This window comes from Vulcaniibacterium thermophilum (genome assembly GCF_007923255.1).
GTDB lineage: Bacteria > Pseudomonadota > Gammaproteobacteria > Xanthomonadales > Xanthomonadaceae > Lysobacter_F > Lysobacter_F thermophilum.
Genome location: NZ_VOHJ01000009.1, coordinates 37928 through 59350, shown reverse-complemented (window position 1 = coordinate 59350; position 21423 = coordinate 37928). Strand labels below are relative to the sequence as shown.

The 21423-nt window shown below is 70.5% G+C and carries 19 protein-coding genes and 1 pseudogene; 7 read left to right on the top strand and 13 right to left on the bottom strand.

Features of this window, described 5'->3' with window-relative positions:
- Positions 1–24 precede the first annotated feature (24 nt).
- The 3 genes from FQY64_RS05640 to FQY64_RS05630 all read left to right on the top strand — a co-directional run bounded on the left by FQY64_RS05640 (position 25) and on the right by FQY64_RS05630 (position 3237).
- Complete coding sequence (locus FQY64_RS05640; RefSeq protein WP_146472775.1) at positions 25–2268, top strand: TonB-dependent receptor; 2244 nt, start codon at positions 25–27, stop codon at positions 2266–2268.
- Between the two features lie 85 nt (positions 2269–2353).
- Complete coding sequence (locus tag FQY64_RS05635; protein ID WP_146472773.1) at positions 2354–2839, top strand: glutathione peroxidase; 486 nt, start codon at positions 2354–2356, stop codon at positions 2837–2839.
- Entirely contained in the window at positions 2836–3237 is a 402-nt protein-coding gene (locus FQY64_RS05630; RefSeq protein ID WP_146472771.1) for a hypothetical protein, read from the top strand. The genes FQY64_RS05635 and FQY64_RS05630 overlap by 4 nt, the downstream gene beginning before the upstream one ends.
- 65 nt (positions 3238–3302) lie before the next feature.
- Here the strand turns inward: FQY64_RS05630 and FQY64_RS05625 are convergent, their stop codons facing one another.
- A complete protein-coding gene (locus tag FQY64_RS05625) occupies positions 3303–3830 on the bottom strand; it encodes a TlpA disulfide reductase family protein (protein WP_229814840.1) in 528 nt (175 codons plus the stop codon).
- Positions 3831–3910: 80 nt separating this feature from the next.
- The gene (locus tag FQY64_RS05620; RefSeq protein WP_146472767.1) at positions 3911–4705 is read right to left on the bottom strand and encodes a ferredoxin--NADP reductase; all 795 of its coding nucleotides are present in this window, start codon (positions 4703–4705) and stop codon (positions 3911–3913) included.
- Between the two features lie 66 nt (positions 4706–4771).
- Between FQY64_RS05620 and FQY64_RS05615 the strand changes: the two genes are divergently transcribed.
- Positions 4772–5323 carry a DUF488 domain-containing protein gene (locus FQY64_RS05615; protein WP_146472765.1) on the top strand — a complete coding sequence of 184 codons (552 nt, stop codon included), beginning with the start codon at positions 4772–4774 and terminating at the stop codon, positions 5321–5323.
- Between the two features lie 3 nt (positions 5324–5326).
- Here the strand turns inward: FQY64_RS05615 and FQY64_RS14725 are convergent, their stop codons facing one another.
- The 5 genes and pseudogenes from FQY64_RS14725 to FQY64_RS05595 all read right to left on the bottom strand — a co-directional run bounded on the left by FQY64_RS14725 (position 5327) and on the right by FQY64_RS05595 (position 11358).
- Positions 5327–5593, bottom strand: a complete 267-nt coding sequence (locus FQY64_RS14725; RefSeq protein WP_186760869.1) for a nuclear transport factor 2 family protein — start codon at positions 5591–5593, stop codon at positions 5327–5329.
- Between the two features lie 4 nt (positions 5594–5597).
- Positions 5598–5768 (bottom strand): annotated as a pseudogene (locus FQY64_RS15250) (hypothetical protein); the annotation flags it as partial.
- Between the two features lie 42 nt (positions 5769–5810).
- The gene (locus FQY64_RS05605) at positions 5811–7010 is read right to left on the bottom strand and encodes a PQQ-dependent sugar dehydrogenase (protein WP_146472761.1); all 1200 of its coding nucleotides are present in this window, start codon (positions 7008–7010) and stop codon (positions 5811–5813) included.
- 83 nt (positions 7011–7093) lie between these two features.
- Complete coding sequence (locus FQY64_RS05600) at positions 7094–8257, bottom strand: efflux RND transporter periplasmic adaptor subunit (RefSeq protein ID WP_146472760.1); 1164 nt, start codon at positions 8255–8257, stop codon at positions 7094–7096.
- Positions 8254–11358 (bottom strand): efflux RND transporter permease subunit, encoded by a 3105-nt coding sequence (locus tag FQY64_RS05595; RefSeq protein ID WP_146472758.1) that lies wholly within the window; start codon positions 11356–11358, stop codon positions 8254–8256. The genes FQY64_RS05600 and FQY64_RS05595 overlap by 4 nt, the downstream gene beginning before the upstream one ends.
- 231 nt (positions 11359–11589) lie before the next feature.
- Here FQY64_RS05595 and FQY64_RS05590 point away from each other — a divergent pair, with 231 nt between their 5' ends.
- Positions 11590–12360: an NAD kinase gene (locus FQY64_RS05590; RefSeq protein ID WP_146472756.1), complete on the top strand. Its 771-nt coding sequence runs from the start codon at positions 11590–11592 to the stop codon at positions 12358–12360.
- Positions 12361–12567: 207 nt separating this feature from the next.
- On the opposite strand, the gene FQY64_RS05585 is transcribed toward FQY64_RS05590, so the two are convergent.
- Positions 12568–14247, bottom strand: a complete 1680-nt coding sequence (locus FQY64_RS05585) for a long-chain fatty acid--CoA ligase (RefSeq protein WP_146472754.1) — start codon at positions 14245–14247, stop codon at positions 12568–12570.
- Between the two features lie 122 nt (positions 14248–14369).
- Here FQY64_RS05585 and FQY64_RS05580 point away from each other — a divergent pair, with 122 nt between their 5' ends.
- Positions 14370–14807 carry a nuclear transport factor 2 family protein gene (locus FQY64_RS05580; RefSeq protein ID WP_146472752.1) on the top strand — a complete coding sequence of 146 codons (438 nt, stop codon included), beginning with the start codon at positions 14370–14372 and terminating at the stop codon, positions 14805–14807.
- A 609-nt stretch (positions 14808–15416) separates the two neighbouring features.
- Here the strand turns inward: FQY64_RS05580 and acnA are convergent.
- From acnA to FQY64_RS05555, 5 genes are all read right to left on the bottom strand, one after another.
- On the bottom strand, positions 15417–18170 hold the full coding sequence (acnA, locus tag FQY64_RS05575; protein ID WP_146472750.1) for an aconitate hydratase AcnA: 2754 nt from the start codon (positions 18168–18170) through the stop codon (positions 15417–15419).
- A gap of 127 nt (positions 18171–18297) precedes the next feature.
- Complete coding sequence (hflD, locus tag FQY64_RS05570) at positions 18298–18897, bottom strand: high frequency lysogenization protein HflD (protein WP_146472748.1); 600 nt, start codon at positions 18895–18897, stop codon at positions 18298–18300.
- Positions 18898–18923: 26 nt separating this feature from the next.
- Entirely contained in the window at positions 18924–20042 is a 1119-nt protein-coding gene (gene mnmA / locus FQY64_RS05565; RefSeq protein WP_146472746.1) for a tRNA 2-thiouridine(34) synthase MnmA, read from the bottom strand.
- Entirely contained in the window at positions 20039–20515 is a 477-nt protein-coding gene (locus FQY64_RS05560) for an NUDIX hydrolase (RefSeq protein ID WP_146472744.1), read from the bottom strand. Before FQY64_RS05560 ends, mnmA begins: the two co-directional genes overlap by 4 nt.
- 1 nt (position 20516) lies before the next feature.
- A complete protein-coding gene (locus FQY64_RS05555; protein WP_146472742.1) occupies positions 20517–20993 on the bottom strand; it encodes a hypothetical protein in 477 nt (158 codons plus the stop codon).
- A gap of 105 nt (positions 20994–21098) precedes the next feature.
- Here FQY64_RS05555 and clpS point away from each other — a divergent pair, with 105 nt between their 5' ends.
- On the top strand, positions 21099–21419 hold the full coding sequence (gene clpS / locus FQY64_RS05550; protein WP_144326903.1) for an ATP-dependent Clp protease adapter ClpS: 321 nt from the start codon (positions 21099–21101) through the stop codon (positions 21417–21419).
- The last annotated feature ends 4 nt before the right edge of the window (positions 21420–21423 follow it).

Sequence of the window (21423 nt, the reverse complement as noted above, 5' to 3'; positions counted from 1 at the left end):
CCGCTCGCCCTTCAGATCGATCCCATGACCGCCAAACTTTCCCGCCATGCCCTGGCCGCCGCGATCGCGGCGTTGCTCGCCACGCCCGCCCTCGCCCAGGAGGCCGACGCGCCCGCGTCCGCCGAGGACGAGGCGCGCACCCTGGATACGCTCGTCGTCACCGCGCAGCGGCGCGTCGAACGCGCCAAGGACGTGCCCGTCGCGCTGACCACGGTCGATACCGAGAAGCTGCATGTGCTCGGCTCGGGCGGCGGCGACATCCGCTTCCTCGCCGGCCGTCTGCCGAGCCTCAATATCGAGTCCTCGTTCGGCCGCGCGTTCCCGCGCTTCTACATCCGCGGCCTCGGCAACACCGACTTCGACCTCAACGCCTCGCAGCCGGTCTCGCTGGTCTACGACGAGGTGGTGCAGGAAAACCCCCTGCTGAAGGGCTTCCCGGTGTTCGACCTGGAAAGCGTGGAGATGGTGCGCGGTCCGCAGGGCACGCTGTTCGGTCGCAATACCCCGGCCGGCGTGGTCAAGTTCGAATCCGCCAAGCCGACCCGCTCGCTCGACGGCTACGGCTCGATCGCGGTCGGCACCTACGGCACCACCAACGTCGAAGGCGCGATCGGCGGCCCGCTCGGCGAGAACTGGTCCGCGCGCGCCTCGGTGCTCTACCAGCGCCGCGGCGAGTGGGTGGACAACACCAACCCGAACGCGCGCACCAATCGCGACCTGGAAGGCTACGACGAGAGCGCGGCGCGCGTGCAGTTGCGCTACGACGGCAGCGAGACGTTCGAGGCGCTGTTCAACGTCCACGCGCGCCATCTCAACGGCACCGCCCGCCTGTTCCGCGCCAGCCTGTTCGAGCGCGGCAGCAACGACCTGCGCGACGGCTTCGACGACGACGAGGTGTCCATCGACGGCCGCAACTTCCAGGAGCTGGACACGTTCGGCGCCAACGCGCGTCTGAGCTGGAAGCTGTCCGACACGCTGACGCTGTACTCGATCACCGGCTACGAGAGCGCCGAGTCGCTCAGCCGCGGCGACATCGACGGCGGCTCGGTCTACACCTTCCCGCCGGACGAGCTGGGCGAGGCGCTGTTCCCCGCCGAGTCCGCGGACGGCCTGCCGGAGCACCGCCAACTGAGCCAGGAGTTCCGGCTGGAGTCGAACAACGACGGCCCGTTCAACTGGCAGGCCGGACTGTTCTGGTTCGACGAAGAGATCACCATCGACAGCTTCAACTACGACACGCTCGCCGGCGGCGTGCAGAACGGGTACGCCTGGCAGAGGCAGGACAACACCGCGTACGCCGCGTTCGGTTCGGTCAACTGGGCGATCACCGACGCCTTCACGCTGCGCGCCGGCCTGCGCTACACGCGCGACGAGAAGGAGTTCGTGGCGCAGCGGCTGCAGTCGCCGATCGGCGCGGGCGCCACGCCGCGCCTGACCGCCAACCCGAGCGATTCCAACGTCAGTTGGGACGTGGCCGGCGTGTGGAGCCTCAACGACGCGGTCAACCTGTACGCGCGCGTCGCCACCGGCTTCCGCGCGCCGTCGATCCAGGGGCGCCTGCTGTTCGGCGACAGCGTCTCGGTCGCCGATTCGGAAGAGGTGATCTCCTACGAAGCCGGCGTCAAGGCCGAACTGTGGGACAACCGCGCCCGCCTGGGCTTCGCGGTATTCCACTACGAGCTGGACAACCAGCAGCTCACCGCGGTGGGCGGCGCGACCAACTTCAACCGGCTCATCAATGCGGACCGCACGGTCGGGCAGGGCTTCGAGGTCGATTTCGACGCCTACCTGACCGACAGCCTGATGGTCACCTTCGGCGCCAGCTACAACGACACCGAGATCCGCGACCGCGACCTCGCCGTGCAACCGTGCGGCGGCGGGTGCACCGTCACCGATCCCGTGGTCGGCGGACTGGCGCTGCTGGACGGCAATCCGCTTCCGCAGGCCCCGAAGTGGGTCTACAACCTCACCGCGCGCTACGTGCGACCGGTGGGCGAGAGCGCGGAGTTCTTCGTCTACACCGACTGGGCCTATCGCAGCGAGGTCAACTTCTTCCTGTACGAGGCCGCCGAGTTCCGCGGCAAGTCGTTGCTGGAAGGCGGGCTGCGCGTCGGATACGGCTGGGGCAACGGGCAGTACGAGGTGGCGCTGTACGGCCGCAACATCCTCAACGAGATCCGCGCGGTCGGCGCGATCGACTTCAACAATCTGACCGGCTTCGTCAACGAGCCGCGCATCGTCGGTGTCGAGTTCCGCGCCAACTACTGAGCCGGAACACCGCGCCGACGGCTAGAATGCGGACTGCGGCGCGCTGCCGCAGTCCGCTTTCTTCTTCGCCGCCAGGTGCGATGCCATGACGACTCTCCACGACTTCCGCGCGCTCGACATCGACGGTAACGAGCGCGCGTTGAGCGAGTTCGCAGGCCAGGTGGTGCTGGTGGTCAACGTCGCCTCCAGATGCGGGTTCACGCCGCAGTACGCGGGGCTGGAAACGCTGTGGCGCAGCTACCGCGACCGCGGCTTCGCGGTGCTCGGTTTCCCGTGCGACCAGTTCGGCCATCAGGAGCCGGGCGACGAAGCGGAGATCCGCCGGTTCTGTTCGCTCAACTACGACGTCACCTTCCCGCTGTTCGCGAAGATCGAGGTGAACGGCGAGGGCGCGCATCCGCTGTGGAAGTGGTTGAAGCAGGAAAAGAGCGGCCTGCTCGGCATCGATGCCATCAAGTGGAACTTCACCAAGTTTCTGGTCGGCCGCGACGGACGCGTCCTGAAGCGTTTCGCCCCCAACGACGCGCCGGCATCGCTCGAGCGCGATATCGAGGCAGCGCTGGCGGCATGAGTCCCCAGCAGGACGAGGCGGGCGCCCGTGTGCGCCTGGAGAAGCGGCCCGGCTACCTGCGGGCCGTCTTCGAAGGCGGCGACGGCCGTCTGGAGACGATGCTGCGCTGCTGGAACGAGGCCGGCGACGCCATGCGCGCGCAGGGCGCGCGCGCCGCGATGATCGTGGACAGGCTGGCCGGCGAGCAGGTGACCCCCGAGCAGCAGCGACGCGTGGTGACGACGATCGCCGACCACGGCGGATTCGCCGGCGTGCGCTTCGCTTACGTGATCCGGCCACAGGCGGTGTTCGCCTTCGTCGAATCCGCGGAGTTGCTGGCGCGGGAGCTGGGCCTCGAAGGACGCGTGTTCGATACCGAGTCCGACGCCGAGCTGTGGCTGCGCCACGGCGAACGCTGACGGGCCGCGACGGAGCGGGCCGTCCGTGGCCGGTGGCAACTCCCGGAAGGCGCGGCGGATCGCGCTCAGCGCGTCGCTGCGGCTGGCGCCGGACTTTCGAGGACTTCCTCAGGAAGCAGCCCGATGATCTCGTCGATGAACGATTTGATCATCGCCTCCGAATAGCCGCGGTGCACGTAGGCGACGGTGCCGTCCCGATCCATTACGAACATGTTGGGGAGCGCCTCCACGCCGTAGCGGCCGCTGACGTCGCCACGGGCATCGTGCACCCAGGTGAGGTCCAGATCCCGGTTGGCGCGCAGCACGGCGGTCAGATCGCGGCGCGGTTCCTTCACGTTGACCGCGATCACCTCCAGGTGCTCGCGACCCACCGCCTGCTGCAGGCGGCCGAGCACAGGCAGCTCCTTGCGGCAGGGGCCGCACCAGCTCGCCCAGAACGTCAACACCACCACTTTGCCGCGGCGATCGGCGAGATTCACCGGCGTGCCGTCGAGTGTGCGGCCCAGGTCCGCCGGCGGCACATCGCCGGGCCTCGGTTGAGCGGCGCCTCCTGCGGCAAGCGCGTCGAAGCAGGCCAGCATCAGCGCCAGCACGAAGATTCGCGGCAATCCCATCGCATGGCTCCTTCCATTCCCCGGAAGGCCCAGAATAGCGCCTGCCGATACGCCGCGCGCTACTTCTCGACGAATGCGCGCTCGAACACGTACTCGCCGGGGCTGCCGATCCGGGGCGACGCGCGGAAGCCGCGCGCGTCGAGCAGGGCGCGGAAGTCGGCCAGCATCTGCGGACTGCCGCAGATCATCGCGCGGTCGTGCGCGGCGTCCAGCGGCTCGATGCCGAGCTGTTCCATCATCCGTCCGCTGTCCATCAGCGCGGTCAGGCGGCCGCGATGGTCGTGGCCGTTCCATTCGAACGCTTCGCGGCTCACCGCCGGGTAGTAGCGCAGCTTGGCCGCGATCTGTTCGCCCAGGAATTCGTGGCGCGGCAGCTCGTTGACGATGTAGTCGCGGTAGGCGAGGTCCTTGGCCTCGCGCACGCCGTGGCACAGGATCACGCGCTCGAAGCGCTCGTAGGTTTCCGGATCCTTGATGACGGCCAGGAACGGCGCAAGCCCGGTGCCGGTGCCGAGCAGATACAGATTGCGGCCGGGATGCAGGTCGCTGATCAGCAGCGTGCCGGTCGGCTTGCGGCCGATCAGCACGGTGTCGCCCGGCTTGACGTGCTGCAGGCGCGAGGTCAACGGGCCGTTGGGCACCTTGATGCTGAAGAACTCGAGCTGCTCTTCCCAGTTGGCGCTGGCGATGGAGTAGGCGCGCAGCAGCGGGCGGCCGTCGACCTCAAGGCCGATCATCACGAACTGGCCGTTGTCGAAGCGGAAGCCGTCGTCGCGCGTGGTGGTGAAGCTGAAGTAGTCGGCCGTCCAGTGACGGACGTCCAGCACGGTTTCGGTGCCGAAGGCGGCGGACATGGGGAGAGGGGGAATGCGGCGAAAGCGTGAATTTTACGCCGACCGCCCCCGCGTATGCTGCCGCGCATGGACACGCACGGCACGCTCTGGACGGTGGGGCATTCGACCCGCCCGTGGGAAGCCTTCCTTGCGCTGCTGCGGGACGCGGGGATCGAGGCGCTGGTCGATGTGCGCCGCTTCGCCGGCTCGCGCCGCAATCCGCAGTTCTCGGGCGGGACGATGGCCGCCGCGCTGCCCGAGGCCGGCATCGCCTACGTGCCGATGCCGGACCTGGGCGGTCGCCGCCTGCCCGCGCCGGACTCGCCGAACACCGCCTGGCGCAATACGAACTTCCGCGGCTACGCCGACTACATGGCCACCGACGCCTACCGCGCCGCCCGCGAGCGGCTGGCGCGGCTGGCAGGCGAACGCCGGACCGCGGTGATGTGCGCCGAGGCGATGTGGTGGCAATGCCACCGCGGCCTGATCGCCGACGATTTCAAGGCGGCCGGCTGGACGGTGCTGCATCTGATGGCGCCGGGCCGCAGCGAGGAACACCCGTTCACCGCGGCCGCCCGTCTGCTCGATGGCCGGCTCAGCTACGCCGCGCGGCCGGAGGCGCAGCCGCGGCTGCTGTGAAGCTCAGGGCGCGTCGGCGATGCGCGAGGAATGCGAGGCGACCATGCGCCAGACGCCGTCGCGCCGCACCCACACCCGGGTGAAACGGAAGCGGCCGCTCCACGGCTGGCCGTTGCCGAGTCCGGACTGGATGCTGGTCCCGGTGACCACCGCGGTGTCGCCGTAGCGGCGCAGGCGCACGTCCTCGTTGAGGATGCGCTGGCTGCTGCGGCTGCGGGTGCGCAGTTCGTCGAGGTAATCCGGCCTTGTGCTGCACGCGGCCGTCGGAATGGGTCAGCATCCAGTCGTCCGCCAGCAGCGCCTCGAGCGCCGGCGCGTCCGGCTGCAGGCGCAGCGTGTTCCAGCGCGCGTCCAGCGCCAGCAGGTCCTCGTCGGAGGAAGCGGACGCGCGGGCGGGCAGCGCGAGCGCGAGCAGGAGCAGCAACAGGGCGGGATAGCGGATCATCGCCTGCATCGTCCGGGGCGGCCGGGCAGTATCGCCGATCGCTCAGCGCGCGGCGCGGCGCGGCGGCGTCAGGCGCAGCAGTTGCCCGTTCTCCTCGTCCGTCAGCACGTAGACGCTGCCGTCCGGGCCGACGCGCACGTCGCGGATGCGCGCGCCCAGTTCGCGCAGCAGGCGCTCCTCGCCGACGATGCGGTCGCCGTCGAGCTGCAGGCGGATCAGCGCGCGGCCGGCCAGCGCGCCGAGGAACAGGCTGTCGTTCCACGCCAGTTGCGGGTGACCGACGAGGAAGGCCATGCCCGACAGCGCCGGCGATTTCTCCCAGACGTGGTGCGGCGGCTCCATGCCCGGCGCCTCGGTGCCGACCGCTTCGGGGATCTTCAGCCCGGAGTAGTTGATGCCGTGGGTGACGATCGGCCAGCCGTAGTTCTTCCCCGGCTGCGGCAGGTTGATCTCGTCGCCGCCGCGCGGGCCGTGCTCGGCTTCCCACAGGCGGCCGGTGCGCGGGTCGACCGCCAGCGACTGCGCGTTGCGGTGGCCGTAGCTCCAGATCTCCGGGCGCGCGCCCGGGCGGCCGACGAAGGGGTTGTCCTTCGGCACGCTGCCGTCGAGGTTCAGCCGCACCAGCTTGCCCTGCAGCATGTCCAGTTTCTGCGCCGTCGGCCGCTCGTTGCGCTCGCCCTGGCTGACGAAGACGTGGCCCTTGCCGTCGAAGGCGATGCGCGAGCCGAAGTGGTAACCGCCTTCGAGCTTCGGCTCCTGGCGGTAGACCACGCGCACGTCGGCGAGCGCGTCCTCGCCCAGCCGGGCGGTCGCCACCGCGGTGCCGGCGGTATCGTCCGCGCCAGGTTCGGCATAGCTGAACCAGATCCGCCGGCTCTGCGCGAAATCGGGCGCGAGCACGACGTCGAGCAGACCGCCCTGGCCTTCGGCGAACACCGCCGGCACGCCCTTCAGCGGCGCCGAGAGCGCGCCATCGGTGCCGACGATGCGCATGCGCCCCGGGCGCTCGGTGACCAGGAAGCGGCCGTCGGGCAGCAGCGCGACCGCCCACGGGTGTTCCAAGCCGGTGGCCAGGGTCGCGATCGCGACCGGCCCCGCCTCGCTGTCCACGGTGCGGTCGGCCGGCGCGGCCGTCGTGCCCGCCGGCCCACCGCGCGGGGCATCGGCCGCCTGCATCTGCGCCTCGCAGGCGCCGAGCGAGCAGGCCAGGAGGAGGGCAGCGACGATCGCGGACGCACGCATGGGGGCTCCCGGTGGACGACGCGGCGGACGCCGCAGCGCGAGGTTACCCGAGCCCGCGCGAGCGATCGCGCGCGGCGGGCAGCTCACCGCGCCGCGCGCGCCTGCGTGGCCTGCGCGAGCGGTGCGGCCGCCAGCACGCGCACCGTTTGCCCGGGTTGTACGCGCTCGGCCCCGCGGACGATCAGGCGGTCGCCCGGGCGCACGTCGCCGCGCACTTCCACCTGGCCGTCGACGGTATCGCCGGCCTCGACACCGACCCGCTCGGCGACGTCGCGCGCTCCCACGCGCAGGACGTAGTCGCCTTCCCGGCGCAGCACCAGTGCATCGCGCGGCACCGCCACCACCTCGCGCTGCGGGCCGCGGGGCAGGCCGACGTCGACCGCACTGCCGATCGGCCACGCGGCGGCGGCGCCGGCGGACGGCAGCGCGATGCGCAGTTCGAGCTGGCGCGAGGCGGCATCGCCTACCGGCACCAGCGCGCTCACGCGCAGCGGTGTGGCCGCCGCGGAGCCCGACGGCCCGGCGGCGCGCAGCAGCACGGGCGTGCCGACGCCAAGATGCGATGCCAGATCCACCGGCGCGCGCACCTGCACCTCGCGGGTGGCGAGATCGACGAGGCGCGCGATGGCGCCGCCCGGCGCGAGGAACTCGCCCGGCTGCGCGATGCGTTCGGCGACCACGCCGTCGAACGGCGCCCGCACCACCATCCGCTGCTGCTGATGGCGCACCTGCGCCAGCGTCGCCTGCGCCCGCGCCAGCTCCTGCGCCAGCACCGAGCGCTCGGCGCGAAGCTGGTCGAGCTGGGAGCGGGCGACGTTCTGCTGCGCGGCGAGCGCGGCGTAGCGCCGTTCCTGCGAGGTCGCCAGCTCGAGCTGCGCGCGGATGCGGCCCAGCTCCGCCTGCGCTTCCTGCGCGCGCAGGCGGATGCCGGTGTCGTCCAGCACGGCGAGCGCGTCGCCGGCGCGCACGGCCTGTCCGACCTCGGCCACGCGCACGACGCGGCCGCCGAATTCGCTGGCCACGCGCGCGTCCTGGCGGCCGATCACGCTGCCGGGCACCCACTGGCGCGGTGCGAAGCGGACGCGCTCGGCCTCGGCGACGCTGACGGCCGGCGCGGGCGGCGCCGGCGGCGTGGGAGTGGCATCGGCCTGCCGGCGCAGCAGGGCGTTGCCGGTGGCCAGCAGCAGCAGGCTGGCGCCGAGCGCCACGACGATCGGGTGGCGCGCAAGCGGGCGGAGAGCGTTCATGGGGCACCTTCGACGGCATCGACGTGGGGGAGGGGGGCGGCGCGGGAAGCCGCATGCGCGCTGCGCAGCGAGGCCGCCAGCCGCAGCAGCGCGGGCACGAGCACGACGGTGAACAGCAGGCTGAGCGCGACGCCGCCCACGGTGACCGCCGCCAGGCCGCGGTAGATCACCGCGCCGGGTCCGGGGTTCACCGCCATCGGCAGCGCGCCGACCACGCCGGTGAGCGCGGCGATCATGATCGGCCGCATGCGCTGGTCGAGCGCCTGGCGGATCGCATCGTCGAGCGCCAGCCCCTGCGCCTGACCGTCGCGTGCCTGCGCGATCAGCAGGATGGCGTTGTTGATCACCATGCCCAGCAGCATCACGAAGCCGATCATCGACAGCAGGTCGAGCGTCTGCCCGGCCGCCAGGTCGAGCGCGCGCAGGCCCAGCACGCCGCCCAGCAGCGCCAGCGGCAGCGTGGCCATCACGAACGCGCTGTCCTTCAGCGAACGGAACATCGCCGCCATCAGCATGAACAGCACCAGCAGCGCCATCGCGAAGTTGCCGCCCATGCTGCGCACCACCCCGGACAGGCGGTCGGCGCTGCCGGCGACGCGCACCGCGGCGTCGGCCGGCAGCGCCTCGCGCAGCGCCGGCACCACGTCGCGCTCGACGATTTCCAGCGCCTCCTCCAGCGACAGGTCGGCGGGCGGATCGACGGTCAGCGTGACGGTGCGCCGGCGGTCGACGCGGCGAAGCTGGTTCGGCGCGAGCACGGTGTCCACCGTCGCCAGCGCGCCCAGGCTGACGGTGCCCGCGCGCGGCGTCGCCAGCGGCGCGGCGGTGAGCCGTTCGATGGCATCGCCGCGGTCGCCGCGCAGGATGATCGGCAGCCGACGTTCGCCGTCGAAGTACTCGCCCAGCCACTGGCCGTCGCCGAGCGTGCGCACCACGGTCGCCAGTTCCGGCCGCTGCCAGCCGGCTTCGGCGAGGCGGCGGTCGTCGGGTTGCACGCGCAGTTCGGGCGCGGCGCCGTCGCCCTGCGGCCAGGCCTGCACGTTGGCGCCGGGGAAGCGCTCGGTGAGCCGCTGCCGGCCGCGTTCGGCGGCGCGCAGCAGCGCATCGCCGTCGCTGTGCTGCAGGTGGATCGCGATCGCCCGCGCCGAGCCGCCGAAGCCGCCGAACAGTTCGCCCTCGCTGGCGAACGCGCGCGTGTCCGGCAGACCGACGACGATCTCCTCGCGCATGATGCGTTCCAGCTCGCCGATCCGCTCGGGCTCGACCACCCGCGCGCCGATGGTGCCGCCGCCCGGCCACAGGCTGAGATACCAGTTGCTGAGTTGCGGCTGCTTCTCGCCGCGCATGTAGGGCGCCATCCGCTCGAGCAGGATCGGCGCGTACTCGCGGTTCACCGCCGCCGGGCTCATGCCGGGCGGGAAGTTGAAGAACGCGTCCACCGCCGCGCGCTTGACCGGGGGCAGGTAATCGATACGCGGCAGCAGCGCGATCGCGAGCGCCGCCGGCAGCAGCACCAGCCCGCCGATCCACGCCAGTTGCCGGCGGCGTCCGTCGGTGACGCGCATCGCCCAGGCGGTCAGCCGGGGCCAACCGCCGCCGGTGCTGGCGGCCGCGCCGCCCGGACGCAGCCAGCGGCCGGCGCTCACCGGCAGCACGGTGACGGCCACCAGCAGCGACACCGCGACCGCGATCGAGATCGTCAACGCCAGATCGGCGAAGAGCTGGCCTTCGACGTCCTCCATGAACGTCACCGGCAGGAACACCGCGATGGTGGTGAGCGTCGAGGCGAACAGCGCACCGGCGACCTGACGCGTACCTTCCAGCGCCGCGCGATGCGCCGGCAGGCCGGCTTCGCGCAGGCGCAGCACGTTTTCCGCGACCACCACCGCCGCGTCCATCACCATGCCGACCGCGAACGCGAGACCGGCCAGCGAGATCACGTTGAGGCTGCGCCCGCCCAGGTCCAGCACGATGAACGTCGCCAGCAGCGAGATCGGGATCGCGCTCGCGATCAGCAGCGTCGCGCGTGCATCGCGCAGGAACCACCACAGGCAGCCCACGGCCAGCAGCACGCCGACCGTCAGACTGCCGGACAGCAGGCCGATCGCGCGGTTGATGAACACCGAGGCGTCGAAGCTCTGGCGGATGTCGAGCCCGCGCTCGCGCAGTTCCGATTCGCGCACCTCCTCGACCACCTGCTTCACCGCATCCAGCGTGGCCAGCACGTTGGCGCCGTTCTCGCGCAGGATGCGCAAGCCGATCGCCGGATTGCCGTTCTGGTAGGCGTAGAAGCGCTGCTCGGGGCGGCGCACCTCGATCGTCGCGATGTCGCCCAGGCGCACCGGCCGTCCGTCGCGCCAGGCGAGGATCAGATCGCCGAGCGCCTGCGGGTCGTAACGGCCGGCGAAGCGCAGCAGGTATTCGCGCCGTCCGTTCTCCAGCGCGCCGGCGGAAGCGTCGGTGGCGCGGGCGGCGAGCGCGGCCACGTCCGGGATCGCGACGCCGAGCGCGGCGGCGCGATCCACGTGCATGGTGATCGCCACTTCCTCGCCGGCGCCGCCGTTGATCTCGACGCCGGCGACGCCCTCCACCGCCTCGATCCGCGACACCACGCGGTCCTCGATGAACTGCCGGTAGTCGAGGATGTCGCCGCCGGTGCCCGGCAGTTTCTGCACGAAGAAGTAGGTGAGCGAGGCATTGGCGTCGTTGTTGCCGGTCTGCACCACCGGCCGGTCGGCATCGCGCGGCAGCGGCGGCAGACGGTTCATCCGCGCCAGCACCTCCACCAGCGCCGCTTCCATGTCGGTACCGACGGCGAAGGTGAGGTTGACCACGCCGAACCCGGCGCCGATGTCGGACGTCATCTCCTCCATGCCGGGCAGGCCCTGCATCACCGACTCGATCGGCTCGACGATCTCCGACTCCATCTCCTGCGGCGAAGCGGCGCGCCAGTTGGTCTGGATCGACAACTGCGGGCGGTCGATGTCGGGAAAGAGCTGGACCGGAAGTCCGGCGAGCGCGAGCAGTCCGAACAGCATGACCAGCGCGACCGCGACGGCGACCGCAGCCGGGTTTCGCAGGGCGGATTCGGTGAGTTTCATGACGGCGCGCCCGGTGGACTGGCGCGGACCTTGCGCCCGCGCCCACGCGATCGCGTTGGCCGGAAGTCACGCCCTGCGACGGGCCGTGGTGCGCGCGCGACGAAGCGAGCACGGCGCGGCTCGGCCGCAACGCGCTCACGGACAGGCGACGGGCCACCGCATGGCGCCGTGGCGACGAACCGCCACCGTCAACCGGTATGCTTCGGACCAGGAGCCGACAGGATGCCGCCGATGACCGCCACGCCCCGCATCGCCTTCCTCGCCAGTCCCGCCGACGACGCCCAGCGCGCACTGCAGCGGCTGGTCGCGCAGCACGGGCAGCGGGCGCCGGAGGAGGCCGAGGTGCTGGTCGCGCTCGGCGGCGACGGCTTCATGCTGCAGACGCTCCACCGGTTCGGCGCGCTCGGCAAGCCGGTGTTCGGCATGAAGCTCGGCACCATCGGCTTCCTCATGAACCAGCAGCGCGAGGAGGACCTGCTCGCGCGTCTGGCCGCCGCCGAACCCGCGGTGCTGCGACCGCTGGAGATGCTGGCGCAGACCGAGTCGGGCGCCACCGTCGGTTCGCTGGCCTACAACGAGGTCTCGCTGCTGCGCCAGACGCGGCAGGCCGCCCACCTGCAGGTGGTGCTCAACGGCAAGAACCGGCTGGAGGAACTGATCTGCGACGGCGTGCTGGTCGCCACGCCGGCGGGCAGCACCGCCTACAACTTCTCCGCCAGTGGGCCGATCCTGCCGCTCGGCGCCTCGGTCATCGCGCTCACGCCGATCGCGCCGTTCCGTCCGCGCCGCTGGCGCGGGGCGCTGCTGAAGTCCGATACCGAAGTGCGCTTCCGCGTGCTCGATCCCTACAAGCGGCCGGTCAGCGCCACCGCCGACTCGCACGAGGTGCGCGACGTGGTCGAGGTCGTGGTGCGCGAATCGCGCGACCGCACCGTGACCCTGCTGTTCGATCCCGAGCACAACCTCGAAGAACGCATGCTCACCGAGCAGTTCGCGACCTGAGCAGGGCGCCCGCCCCGCACTCCGCCATCGTCCGCGTGGGAGCGGCTTCAGCCGCGACCGACCCCCATGACCACCGCGCGCCCGGTGCAGCCGAAGCTTCGCCCCGCCGTGCAGGAGCGGCTTCAGCCGCGACCCGAACATCCACGAACGAGCCGGGCATCGGCCGCACGGATCCGCGGCCGCAACGCGGCAGCCACGGTCGCCCGATCAGGCCGCCGGCTTGGACGGCTCGCGCAATTCCCGGCGCAGGATCTTGCCGACGTTGGTCTTCGGCAGCTCGGTGCGGAACTCGACGTACCGCGGCTGCTTGTAGCCGGTGAGGTTCTCGCGCGCGAAAGCCTTGACCTGCTCAGCCGTCAGATTGGGGTCCTTCCTGACGATGACCACCTTCACCGCCTCGCCCGACTTCTCGTCGGGGACGCCGACCGCCGCCACTTCCAGCACCCCCGGCATCATCGCGATCACGTCCTCGACCTCGTTCGGGTACACGTTGAAGCCCGAGACCAGGATCATGTCCTTCTTGCGGTCGACGATGTAGAAGTAGCCGCGCTCGTCCATCTTCGCCATGTCGCCGGTGTGCAGCCAGCCGTCGGCGTCGATCACCTTGGCGGTCTCGTCAGGACGCTGCCAGTAGCCCTTCATCACTTGCGGGCCCTTGATGCACAGCTCGCCGACCTGGCCGGCCGGCAGCGTGTTGCCGTTGTCGTCCTTCACGCAGGCATCGGTCGAGGGGATCGGCAGGCCGATCGAGCCGTTGTAGTCGGACAGGTCCATCGGGTTGATGCAGGCGGCCGGCGAGGTTTCGGTGAGGCCGTACGCCTCGATCAGCGTGCATCCGGTGACCTTCTTCCAGCGATCCGCCACCGCGCGCTGCACGGCCATGCCGCCGCCCAGCGTGAGCTTGAGCGAGGAGAAGTCGATCTCGTCGAATCCGGGCGTGTTGAGCAGACCGTTGAACAGCGTGTTGACGCCGGTGATCGCGCTGAAACGGACCTTCTTCAGTTCCTTCACGAAGCCCGGCATGTCGCGCGGGTTGGTGATGAGGTGATTGAGCCCGCCGATGCGCATGAACACCAGGCAGTTCGCGGTCAATGCGAAGATGTGGTACAGCGGCAGGGCGGTGATGATGGTCTCGCCGCCCGGATTGATGCGATCGCCCAACCACGTCGCCGCCTGCAGCATGTTGGCGATCATGTTGCGATGGGTGAGCATCGCGCCCTTGGCGACGCCGGTGGTGCCGCCGGTGTACTGCAGGAACGCGATGTCCTCCGGCAGGATGTCGATCTCCGGCAGGCGGTGCATCTGCCCGAGCGTGAGCGCATCGCGGAAGCGGATGGCGCCCGGAATGTCGTAATCCGGCACCATCTTCTTGACGTACTTCAGCACGAAGTTGACCACCGCGCCTTTCGGAAAGGCGAGCATGTCGCCCAGCCCGGTGGCGATCACCTTGATCGGCTTCTCGCGCACCACCTGCTGCACGACATGGCCGAAGTTGTCGAGCACCAGGATCGCGCTGGCGCCCGAGTCCTCGAGCTGATGCTTCAGCTCGCGCGCGGTGTACATCGGATTGGTGTTGACCACCGTCAGGCCGGCGCGCAGCACCCCGAACAGCGCGACCGGGTACTGCAGGCAGTTGGGCATCATGATCGCGACGCGATCGCCCTTCTTCAGCTTCAGCTCGCCGAGCAGGTAGCCGGCGAACTGCTGGCTGAGGCGGTCGAGCTCGCCGTAGGTGATCTGCTTGCCGAGGTTGGAGAACGCGGGCCGGTCGCGGAACTGGGCGATCGACTCCTCCAGCATGGCCACGATCGACGAATACTGGTTGACGTCGATCTCCGCCGGCACGCCGGCCGGATATTCCGCAAGCCACGGGCGTTCCAGACTCATCGTTCTCCCCCTTGCACCTGTTGTCTTGCCGCGCGCGGTTCGGCACCGTACGGGTTTCGCCGGATTGGAGCATAGGCCCCCGGCAGTGACAAGGCGCTGTGCAATACGCCTCGGGAGGTTCGATGCGCGGTCGGCGCGGGGTGCTGATGTGGATGCTGGTGGCGCTGCTGTCGTGCCTGCCGGCGTGCCGGCGGGAGAGCGCCGAGGATGCGCTGCGCGAGCGGATCGCCGATCTGGAACGGGCGGTGCAGGCGCGCGACGCCGGCGAGCTGCGTGGGTTCCTCGCCGACGATTTCGTCGGCAACGACGGCATGGACCGCGAGGACGCGGTGCGGCTCGCGCAGATCAGTTTCCTGCGTTACCGCCGGGTCGGCGTGGTGCTCGGGCCGTTGCAGGTCGAGCTGCACGAGCGCCGCGCGACGGTGCGTGGCTCCGCGATGCTGACGGGCGGTGCGGGCGCGCTGCCCGGCAGCGCACAGGCGTACGACGTGGTGACCGGATGGCGCCTCGAGGATGGCGAGTGGCGGCTGGTGAGCGCCGAGTGGGAGCCGCGTCTGTAGCTGCCGCGCCGCGCTTTGCCCGTCGCCATGCCGGCGTCCTTCGACAAGCTCAGTCGGGGACCAATCGGCCCCGGCTTTCGCCGGACGACGGGGATGGGGCGGCTGGTCGCGCGCTGTTACCTGCGCACAGCCGCAACGCACTAGCACCAGTGCGCGGTTCCATTGGTCGTCACCCCGGCGAAAGCCGGGATCCATTGGTTGGGTCGGGACGAATTGGGCCCCGGCCTTCGCCGGGGCGACGGGATGGGAGCGGCAAGAAGGCTTGTCGCGCGCCGTTGCACAGCCGGCGAACGCGCCCGCGAGATTCCCTTGCCCCTCATCGCGGCGAAAGCCGGGATCCATTTGGCCGCGCTGCAAACACGGTGGGCCCGGCTCGTTCATCCTGAACTTATCGAAGGACGCCGGGCCGCGGGTCTATGGCGTGACACGGCGCGACCGCCCGATCCGCAGCGGCTTAGGCGGCCTTCTTCGCGGCGAGCTGGCGCAGCACGTAATGCAGGATGCCGCCGTGGCGGGTGAGGAAGGGCCGCTTGCGCGGCACTGCCGCGCGGCCCTTCCGAACGCCCGCGCCGCTGGCGCGGGCGGGGCTTCCGCCCGATCCGCAGCGGCTTAGGCGGCCTTCTTCGCGGCGAGCTGGCGCAGCACGTAATGCAGGATGCCGCCGTGGCGGAAGTATTCGACTTCCTTCGGCGTCAGCAGCAGCACGCGCACCTCGAAGCGGACCTCGCCGCCGTCGGCCTTGCGGGCGATGACGGTGGCGGTCTTGGACTGGCCGTCGGCGAGGCCGACGATGTCGTAGGTCTCGGTGCCGTCGAGGCCGAGCGTCTGCGCGTTCTGGCCGTCGAGGAACTGCAGCGGCAACACGCCCATGCCGACCAGGTTGGAGCGGTGGATGCGCTCGAAACTCTCGGCGATCACCGCCTTCACGCCCAGCAGGTTGGTGCCCTTGGCCGCCCAGTCGCGCGAGGAGCCGGTGCCGTATTCCTTGCCGGCGATCACCACCAGCGGAACGCCGTCGGCCTTGTACTTCATCGCCGCGTCGTAGATCGCCAGCTTCTCGCGCGAGCCGTCCTTGCCGAAGTAGATCGTGTTGCCGCCTTCCTCGCCGCCCAGCATCAGGTTCTTGATGCGGATGTTGGCGAAGGTGCCGCGCACCATCACGTCGTCGTTGCCGCGGCGCGAGCCGTAGCTGTTGAAGTCGGCCGGCTGCACGCCGCGCGAGATCAGGTAGCGGCCCGCCGGCGAGTCCTTCTTGATGCTGCCGGCCGGCGAGATGTGGTCGGTGGTGATCGAGTCGCCGAACAGGCCCAGCACGCGCGCGCCGTGCACGTCGTCGATGGTGCCGACGTTCATGCTCATGCCGTCGAAATAGGGCGGGTTCTTGATGTAGGTCGACGAGGCGTCCCACTCGTACGACTCGCCCTCCGGCGATTCGATCTGGTTCCAGCGGGTGTCGCCCTTGAACACGTCGGCGTAGTTCTTGGCGAACATCTCCGGGCCGATGGTCGCGGCGATGACGTCGCCGATCTCCTTGTTGCTGGGCCAGATGTCGCGCAGGTAGACCGGCTTGCCGTCGGGCGTGTGCGCCAGCGGATCCTTGCTCAGGTCGATGTCGACCGTGCCCGCGATCGCGTAGGCGACCACCAGCGGCGGCGAGGCGAGGTAGTTCATCTTCACTTCGGGGTGCACGCGGCCCTCGAAGTTGCGGTTGCCCGACAGCACCGAGGCGACCACGAGGTCGTTCTCGGCGATCGCGCGCGAGACCTCGTCCGGCAGTGGGCCGGAGTTGCCGATGCAGGTGGTGCAGCCGTAGCCGACCACGTAGAAGCCGAGCTTCTCCAGATCGTCGAGCACGCCGGCCTTCTTCAGGTAGTCGGTGACCACCAGCGAGCCCGGTCCGAGCGAGGTCTTCACCCACGGCTTGGCCTTCAGGCCGAGGCGGGCGGCGTTGCGCGCCAGCAGGCCGGCACCGAGCATCACCGCCGGGTTGGAGGTGTTGGTGCAGGAGGTGATCGCGGCGATCACCACCGAGCCGTCGGTGAGCTCGCAGTCCTGGTCCTGGATGCGCAGCTTCGAGATCGGACGGGCGGCCAGGTGCGCGGCCTGCGGCTGCGCACCGCCCTCGGCGGCCATGGTCTCGACCGCCGCCTTCGGCGTGCGCTTGGCGGTGAGGCCGGCGATCGCGTCGCGCGCGTTGGCCTGCACGTCCTGCAGCAGCACGCGGTCCTGCGGGCGCTTCGGGCCGGCCAGCGACGGCTTGACGTCGCCGAGGTCGAGATGCAGCACCGCGGAGTACTGCGCTTCCGCCTGGCCGGGCTCGTGCCACAGGCCCTGCGCCTTGGCGTAGGCCTCGACCAGCGCGATCTGCGCCTCCGGACGGCCGGACAGGCGCAGGTAGTTCAGCGCCTCGGCGTCGATCGGGAAGATGCCGCAGGTGGCGCCGTACTCGGGCGCCATGTTGGCGATGGTGGCGCGGTCGGCCAGCGGCAGGTGCTGCAGGCCGTCGCCGAAGAACTCGACGAACTTTCCGACCACGCCGAGCTTGCGCAGCATCTGGGTGACGGTGAGCACGAGGTCGGTGGCGGTGGAGCCCTCCGGCAGCCTGCCGGTCAGCTTGAAGCCGACCACCTGCGGAATCAGCATCGACGAGGGCTGGCCGAGCATCGCCGCTTCCGCCTCGATGCCGCCGACGCCCCAGCCGAGCACGCCGATGCCGTTGATCATGGTGGTGTGCGAGTCGGTGCCGAACACGGTGTCCGGGAACGCCTGCAGCACGCCGTCCACTTCGCGCTCGACCACCACACGCGCGAGATGCTCGAGGTTCACCTGGTGCACGATGCCGGTGTTGGGCGGCACCACCTTGAAGTTGCGGAACGCCTTCTGGCCCCACCGCAGGAAGCTGTAGCGCTCCTTGTTGCGCTCGAACTCGATCTTGCCGTTGAGGTCGAGCGCGTCCGGACGGCCGAACACGTCGACCTGCACCGAGTGGTCGATCACCAGCTCGGACGGGATCAGCGGATTGATCTGGGCCGGGTTGCCGCCCAGCCGCGTCACCGCGTCGCGCATCGCGGCGAGGTCGACCACGCAGGGCACGCCGGTGAAGTCCTGCAGCACCACGCGGGCGGGCATGAACGCGATCTCGGTGTCCGGCTCCTTCAGCGGATCCCACTTCGCGACCGCCTCGATGTGCTCGGGCAGCACGGTGACGCCGTCCTCGTGCCGGAGCAGGTTCTCCAGCAGGATCTTCATCGAGTACGGCAGCTTCGCCAGATCGAAGCGCTGGGCCAGTTTCGGCAGGCTGTAGTAGGTGTAGGTCTTGCCGTTGAGGTCGAGATGCGCGCGGGTGGCGAAGGAGTCGGCCATGTGGGGCTCCGTGGCTGCAGCGAGGAGGGGAGAATCCGCGCGGCGCGCGGAGACGGCGCCGGCGTCAAGCGCCCAATTATGCCGGAAACGGCGACCTTCCTGCAGCGATCGGCACGCCTGCGCGGTCTCAGCCGAGGTGCGCGCGCACCGCTTCCAGCAGCGCGCGGCGCCGCAGCGTGAGGTCCCACAGGCTGCCGCCGAGCTGCCGCCAGAGCATGGCCGAGCGCACGGCGGCGAGCAGCACGGCGCGCACCTCGGCGACCACCCCCGGCTGTCCGAGGTAATGCGGATTGCCCTGCACGAGCACGCGCGGACGCAGGTGGCTCAGGGTGTCGGCGTAGAGCGCGCCGAGCGCGGACAGCACGTCCGGATGCGTGCCGCCGAGCTGCGCGGCGCGCGCGGTCTGCGCCTGCAGTCCCTCCCGGACCCGCCGCATCATGTCCTCGTCCTGCGCGAACCGCCGTTCCAGTTGCAGCACGGACAGGGCCAGACGCGGCAACTGCTCGTCCTGGCCGCGGCTTTCGAAGTAATCGCGAAGGAGCACCAGCCCGTCGCGCACGCGCTCGGCGCCGCCGTACACCGCGGCGGTGCTGGGCGCCTGGAAGCGGAACACCGAATCGATCGCGGTCGCCAGGGTGGCGGCGTGGGCCTGGCCGGTCTCGGCGATGCGGCGCACCTGGGCCAGCGCCTGGACGAGTCCGGCCAGCGCCAGCGCGCGCTCGGACATCGGTTGCGGTCGCGACGGGCCAGGCGTCATGCGGCATGTGCTCCCAAGCGTTGCTCCAGCGGAGCGTCGGTTCGTTCGATCACCGCCCCGCCGAGGCAGACCTCGCCGTCGTACAGCACGACCGACTGGCCGGGGGTGACCGCACGTTGCGGGCGGTCGAAGCGGACTTCAAGCCGGCCGTCGTCGCTCACCCGGACTTCGCAGGGTTCGTCCGCCTGGCGATAGCGGGTCTGGGCCGAGCAGCGGAACACGGACGCGGGCGGCTGGCCGGCGATCCAGTGCGCGGGCTCCGACCACAGGCGCCGCGAACGCAGGTACGGGCTGTCCGCGCCCTGGTCGACGTACAGCACGTTGCCTCGCACGTCCTTGCCGACCACGTACCACGGCGCCGCGGCATAGCCGCGCACGCCGCCGATGTTCAGCCCTTCGCGCTGGCCGAGGGTGAAGTAGAACACCCCCGGGTGCTCGCCGATGCGGTCGCCCGCCGGGGTGCGGATCTCGCCCGCGCGGGCGGGCAGGTAGCGCGACAGGAACTCGCGGAAGTCGCGTTCGCCGATGAAACAGATGCCGGTCGAGTCGCGCTTGGCCGCGGTCGGCAGACCGGCCTCGGCGGCGATGCGGCGCACCTCGCGCTTGAGCAGGCCGCCGAGCGGGAAGCGGGTGGCGGCCAGTTGCGCCTGGCCGAGCTGGTGCAGGAAGTAGCTCTGGTCCTTGCTGCGGTCGACCGCGCGCAGCAGCAGGTGGCGGTCGCCGCGGCGCTCCACCCGGGCGTAGTGCCCGGTGGCGATGAACCCGGCGCCGAGCGCGTGCGCGGCGTCGAGGAAATGCTTGAACTTGATCTCGCGGTTGCACAGCACGTCCGGATTGGGCGTGCGTCCGGCGGCGTACTCGGCGAGGAAATGCGCGAACACGCCGTCCCAGTATTCGCGCGAGAAATCGCGGAAGTGGATCGGAAGGCCCAGGCGCCCGCACACCGCCACCGCGTCGCGGCGGTCGTCCTCGGCGCGGCAGTCGCCGCTGCCGTCGTCGGCCCAGTTGCTCATGAACAGGCCGGCGACGGGTTCGCCGGCGTCGCGCAGCAGCAGGGCGGCGACCGAGGAATCGACGCCGCCCGAGATGCCGACGATCGTGCGCACCCCGCTCATGCGAGGTGGCGAGCCAGGTGCAGCGGGTGGCGCTGCCCGCCCAGGAAGTCGGCGACCGCCTGCCAGACCAGCGGGCTGCGGTGGCGCGGGCGGGCATCGCGCAGCTCGGCGGGGGTCATCCACAGCGCGCGGACGATGCCCTCGTCGAGGGTGCGGACGGAGTCGTGCCGCACCGGCACCGCGGCGAAGGCGAACCGCAGGTAGTGCCGGCCGGGACCGTCCGGTCCGTCCGGCGCCTTCCACTGGTAGGCGCCGACGAACGCGGTGAGCTCGACCTCCCAGCCGGTTTCCTCGAGCGTCTCGCGGCGGGCCGCCTGCAGCAGGGTCTCGTCGGGTTCCAGGTGCCCGGCCGGCTGGTTCAGCACCAGCGCGCCGCGCACCGCCTCCTCGACCATCAGCAGCCGCCCGCCGTCCACGACGATCGTGGCGACCGTCACGTCCGGCTGCCAGAAGCGGCCCTCCCGGTAGCTCACCTCAGAACGCGTCCTTGCCGGGCGTCAGCTCGGCTTCCATCTGGTCGGCCGTGCGGAAAGCGGCTGCCATGGCGTCGTCGAGGGTTTCGGCATCCGCGTCGGCCGGGATCTTGACCACGAACACGCCGTACTTGTCCTGCTTCACCCAGCCGCCGAGCTTGCTGTCCTGGCTGTCGGCCAGCAGGCGGTTGGCCACCGCGGCCGGCAGGTCGGAGCCCTTGGATTCGTAGCCGGGCGACCAGATCTCGCGCACACGCACCGAGCCGAAGCTCTCCACCGTCGACCGCACGAACACGAGCTGGGTACGGCCGTCGTCCAGTTCGAAGACGAGCTGGTAATCGCCGTCGTCGTCGATTTCGTACTGGTAATCAAGGGACTTGAGCTGGCGGCCGATGAGAGGGTCGGGCTCTGCGGCGGCGGCCGCCACCGGAGCGAGACAGAGCGTTGCGAGCAGGGCAAGGACGACGGCAGGGCGCATGGCGGTTTCTCCGGTTGGCTGAACGATTGTGCGGGGAAACCGGGAGCCCGTCCACGCCGCTTGCACGCACCGTCGGCCGCGCTCACGCTTCGTATACTGGTTCGCATGTCAAAGAAAACCGAGCACGAACATCACCACGGCGTACTCGTGGAGACCGGCAAGCCGGAGCTCGCGCGTCCGCCGCTGTACTCGGTGGTGCTGCTGAACGACGACTACACGCCGATGGACTTCGTGGTGGAAGTCCTGATGCGTTTCTTCCCGCTCAACATCGAACAGGCGACGCAGATCATGCTCCACGTGCACACGCGCGGTCGCGGCGTCTGCGGCGTGTTCACCCGCGAGATCGCAGAGTCGAAGGTGGCGCAGGTGAACGAATATTCAAGACTGCACCAGCACCCCCTGTTGTGCACCATGGAAAGGGCCTAAGAAG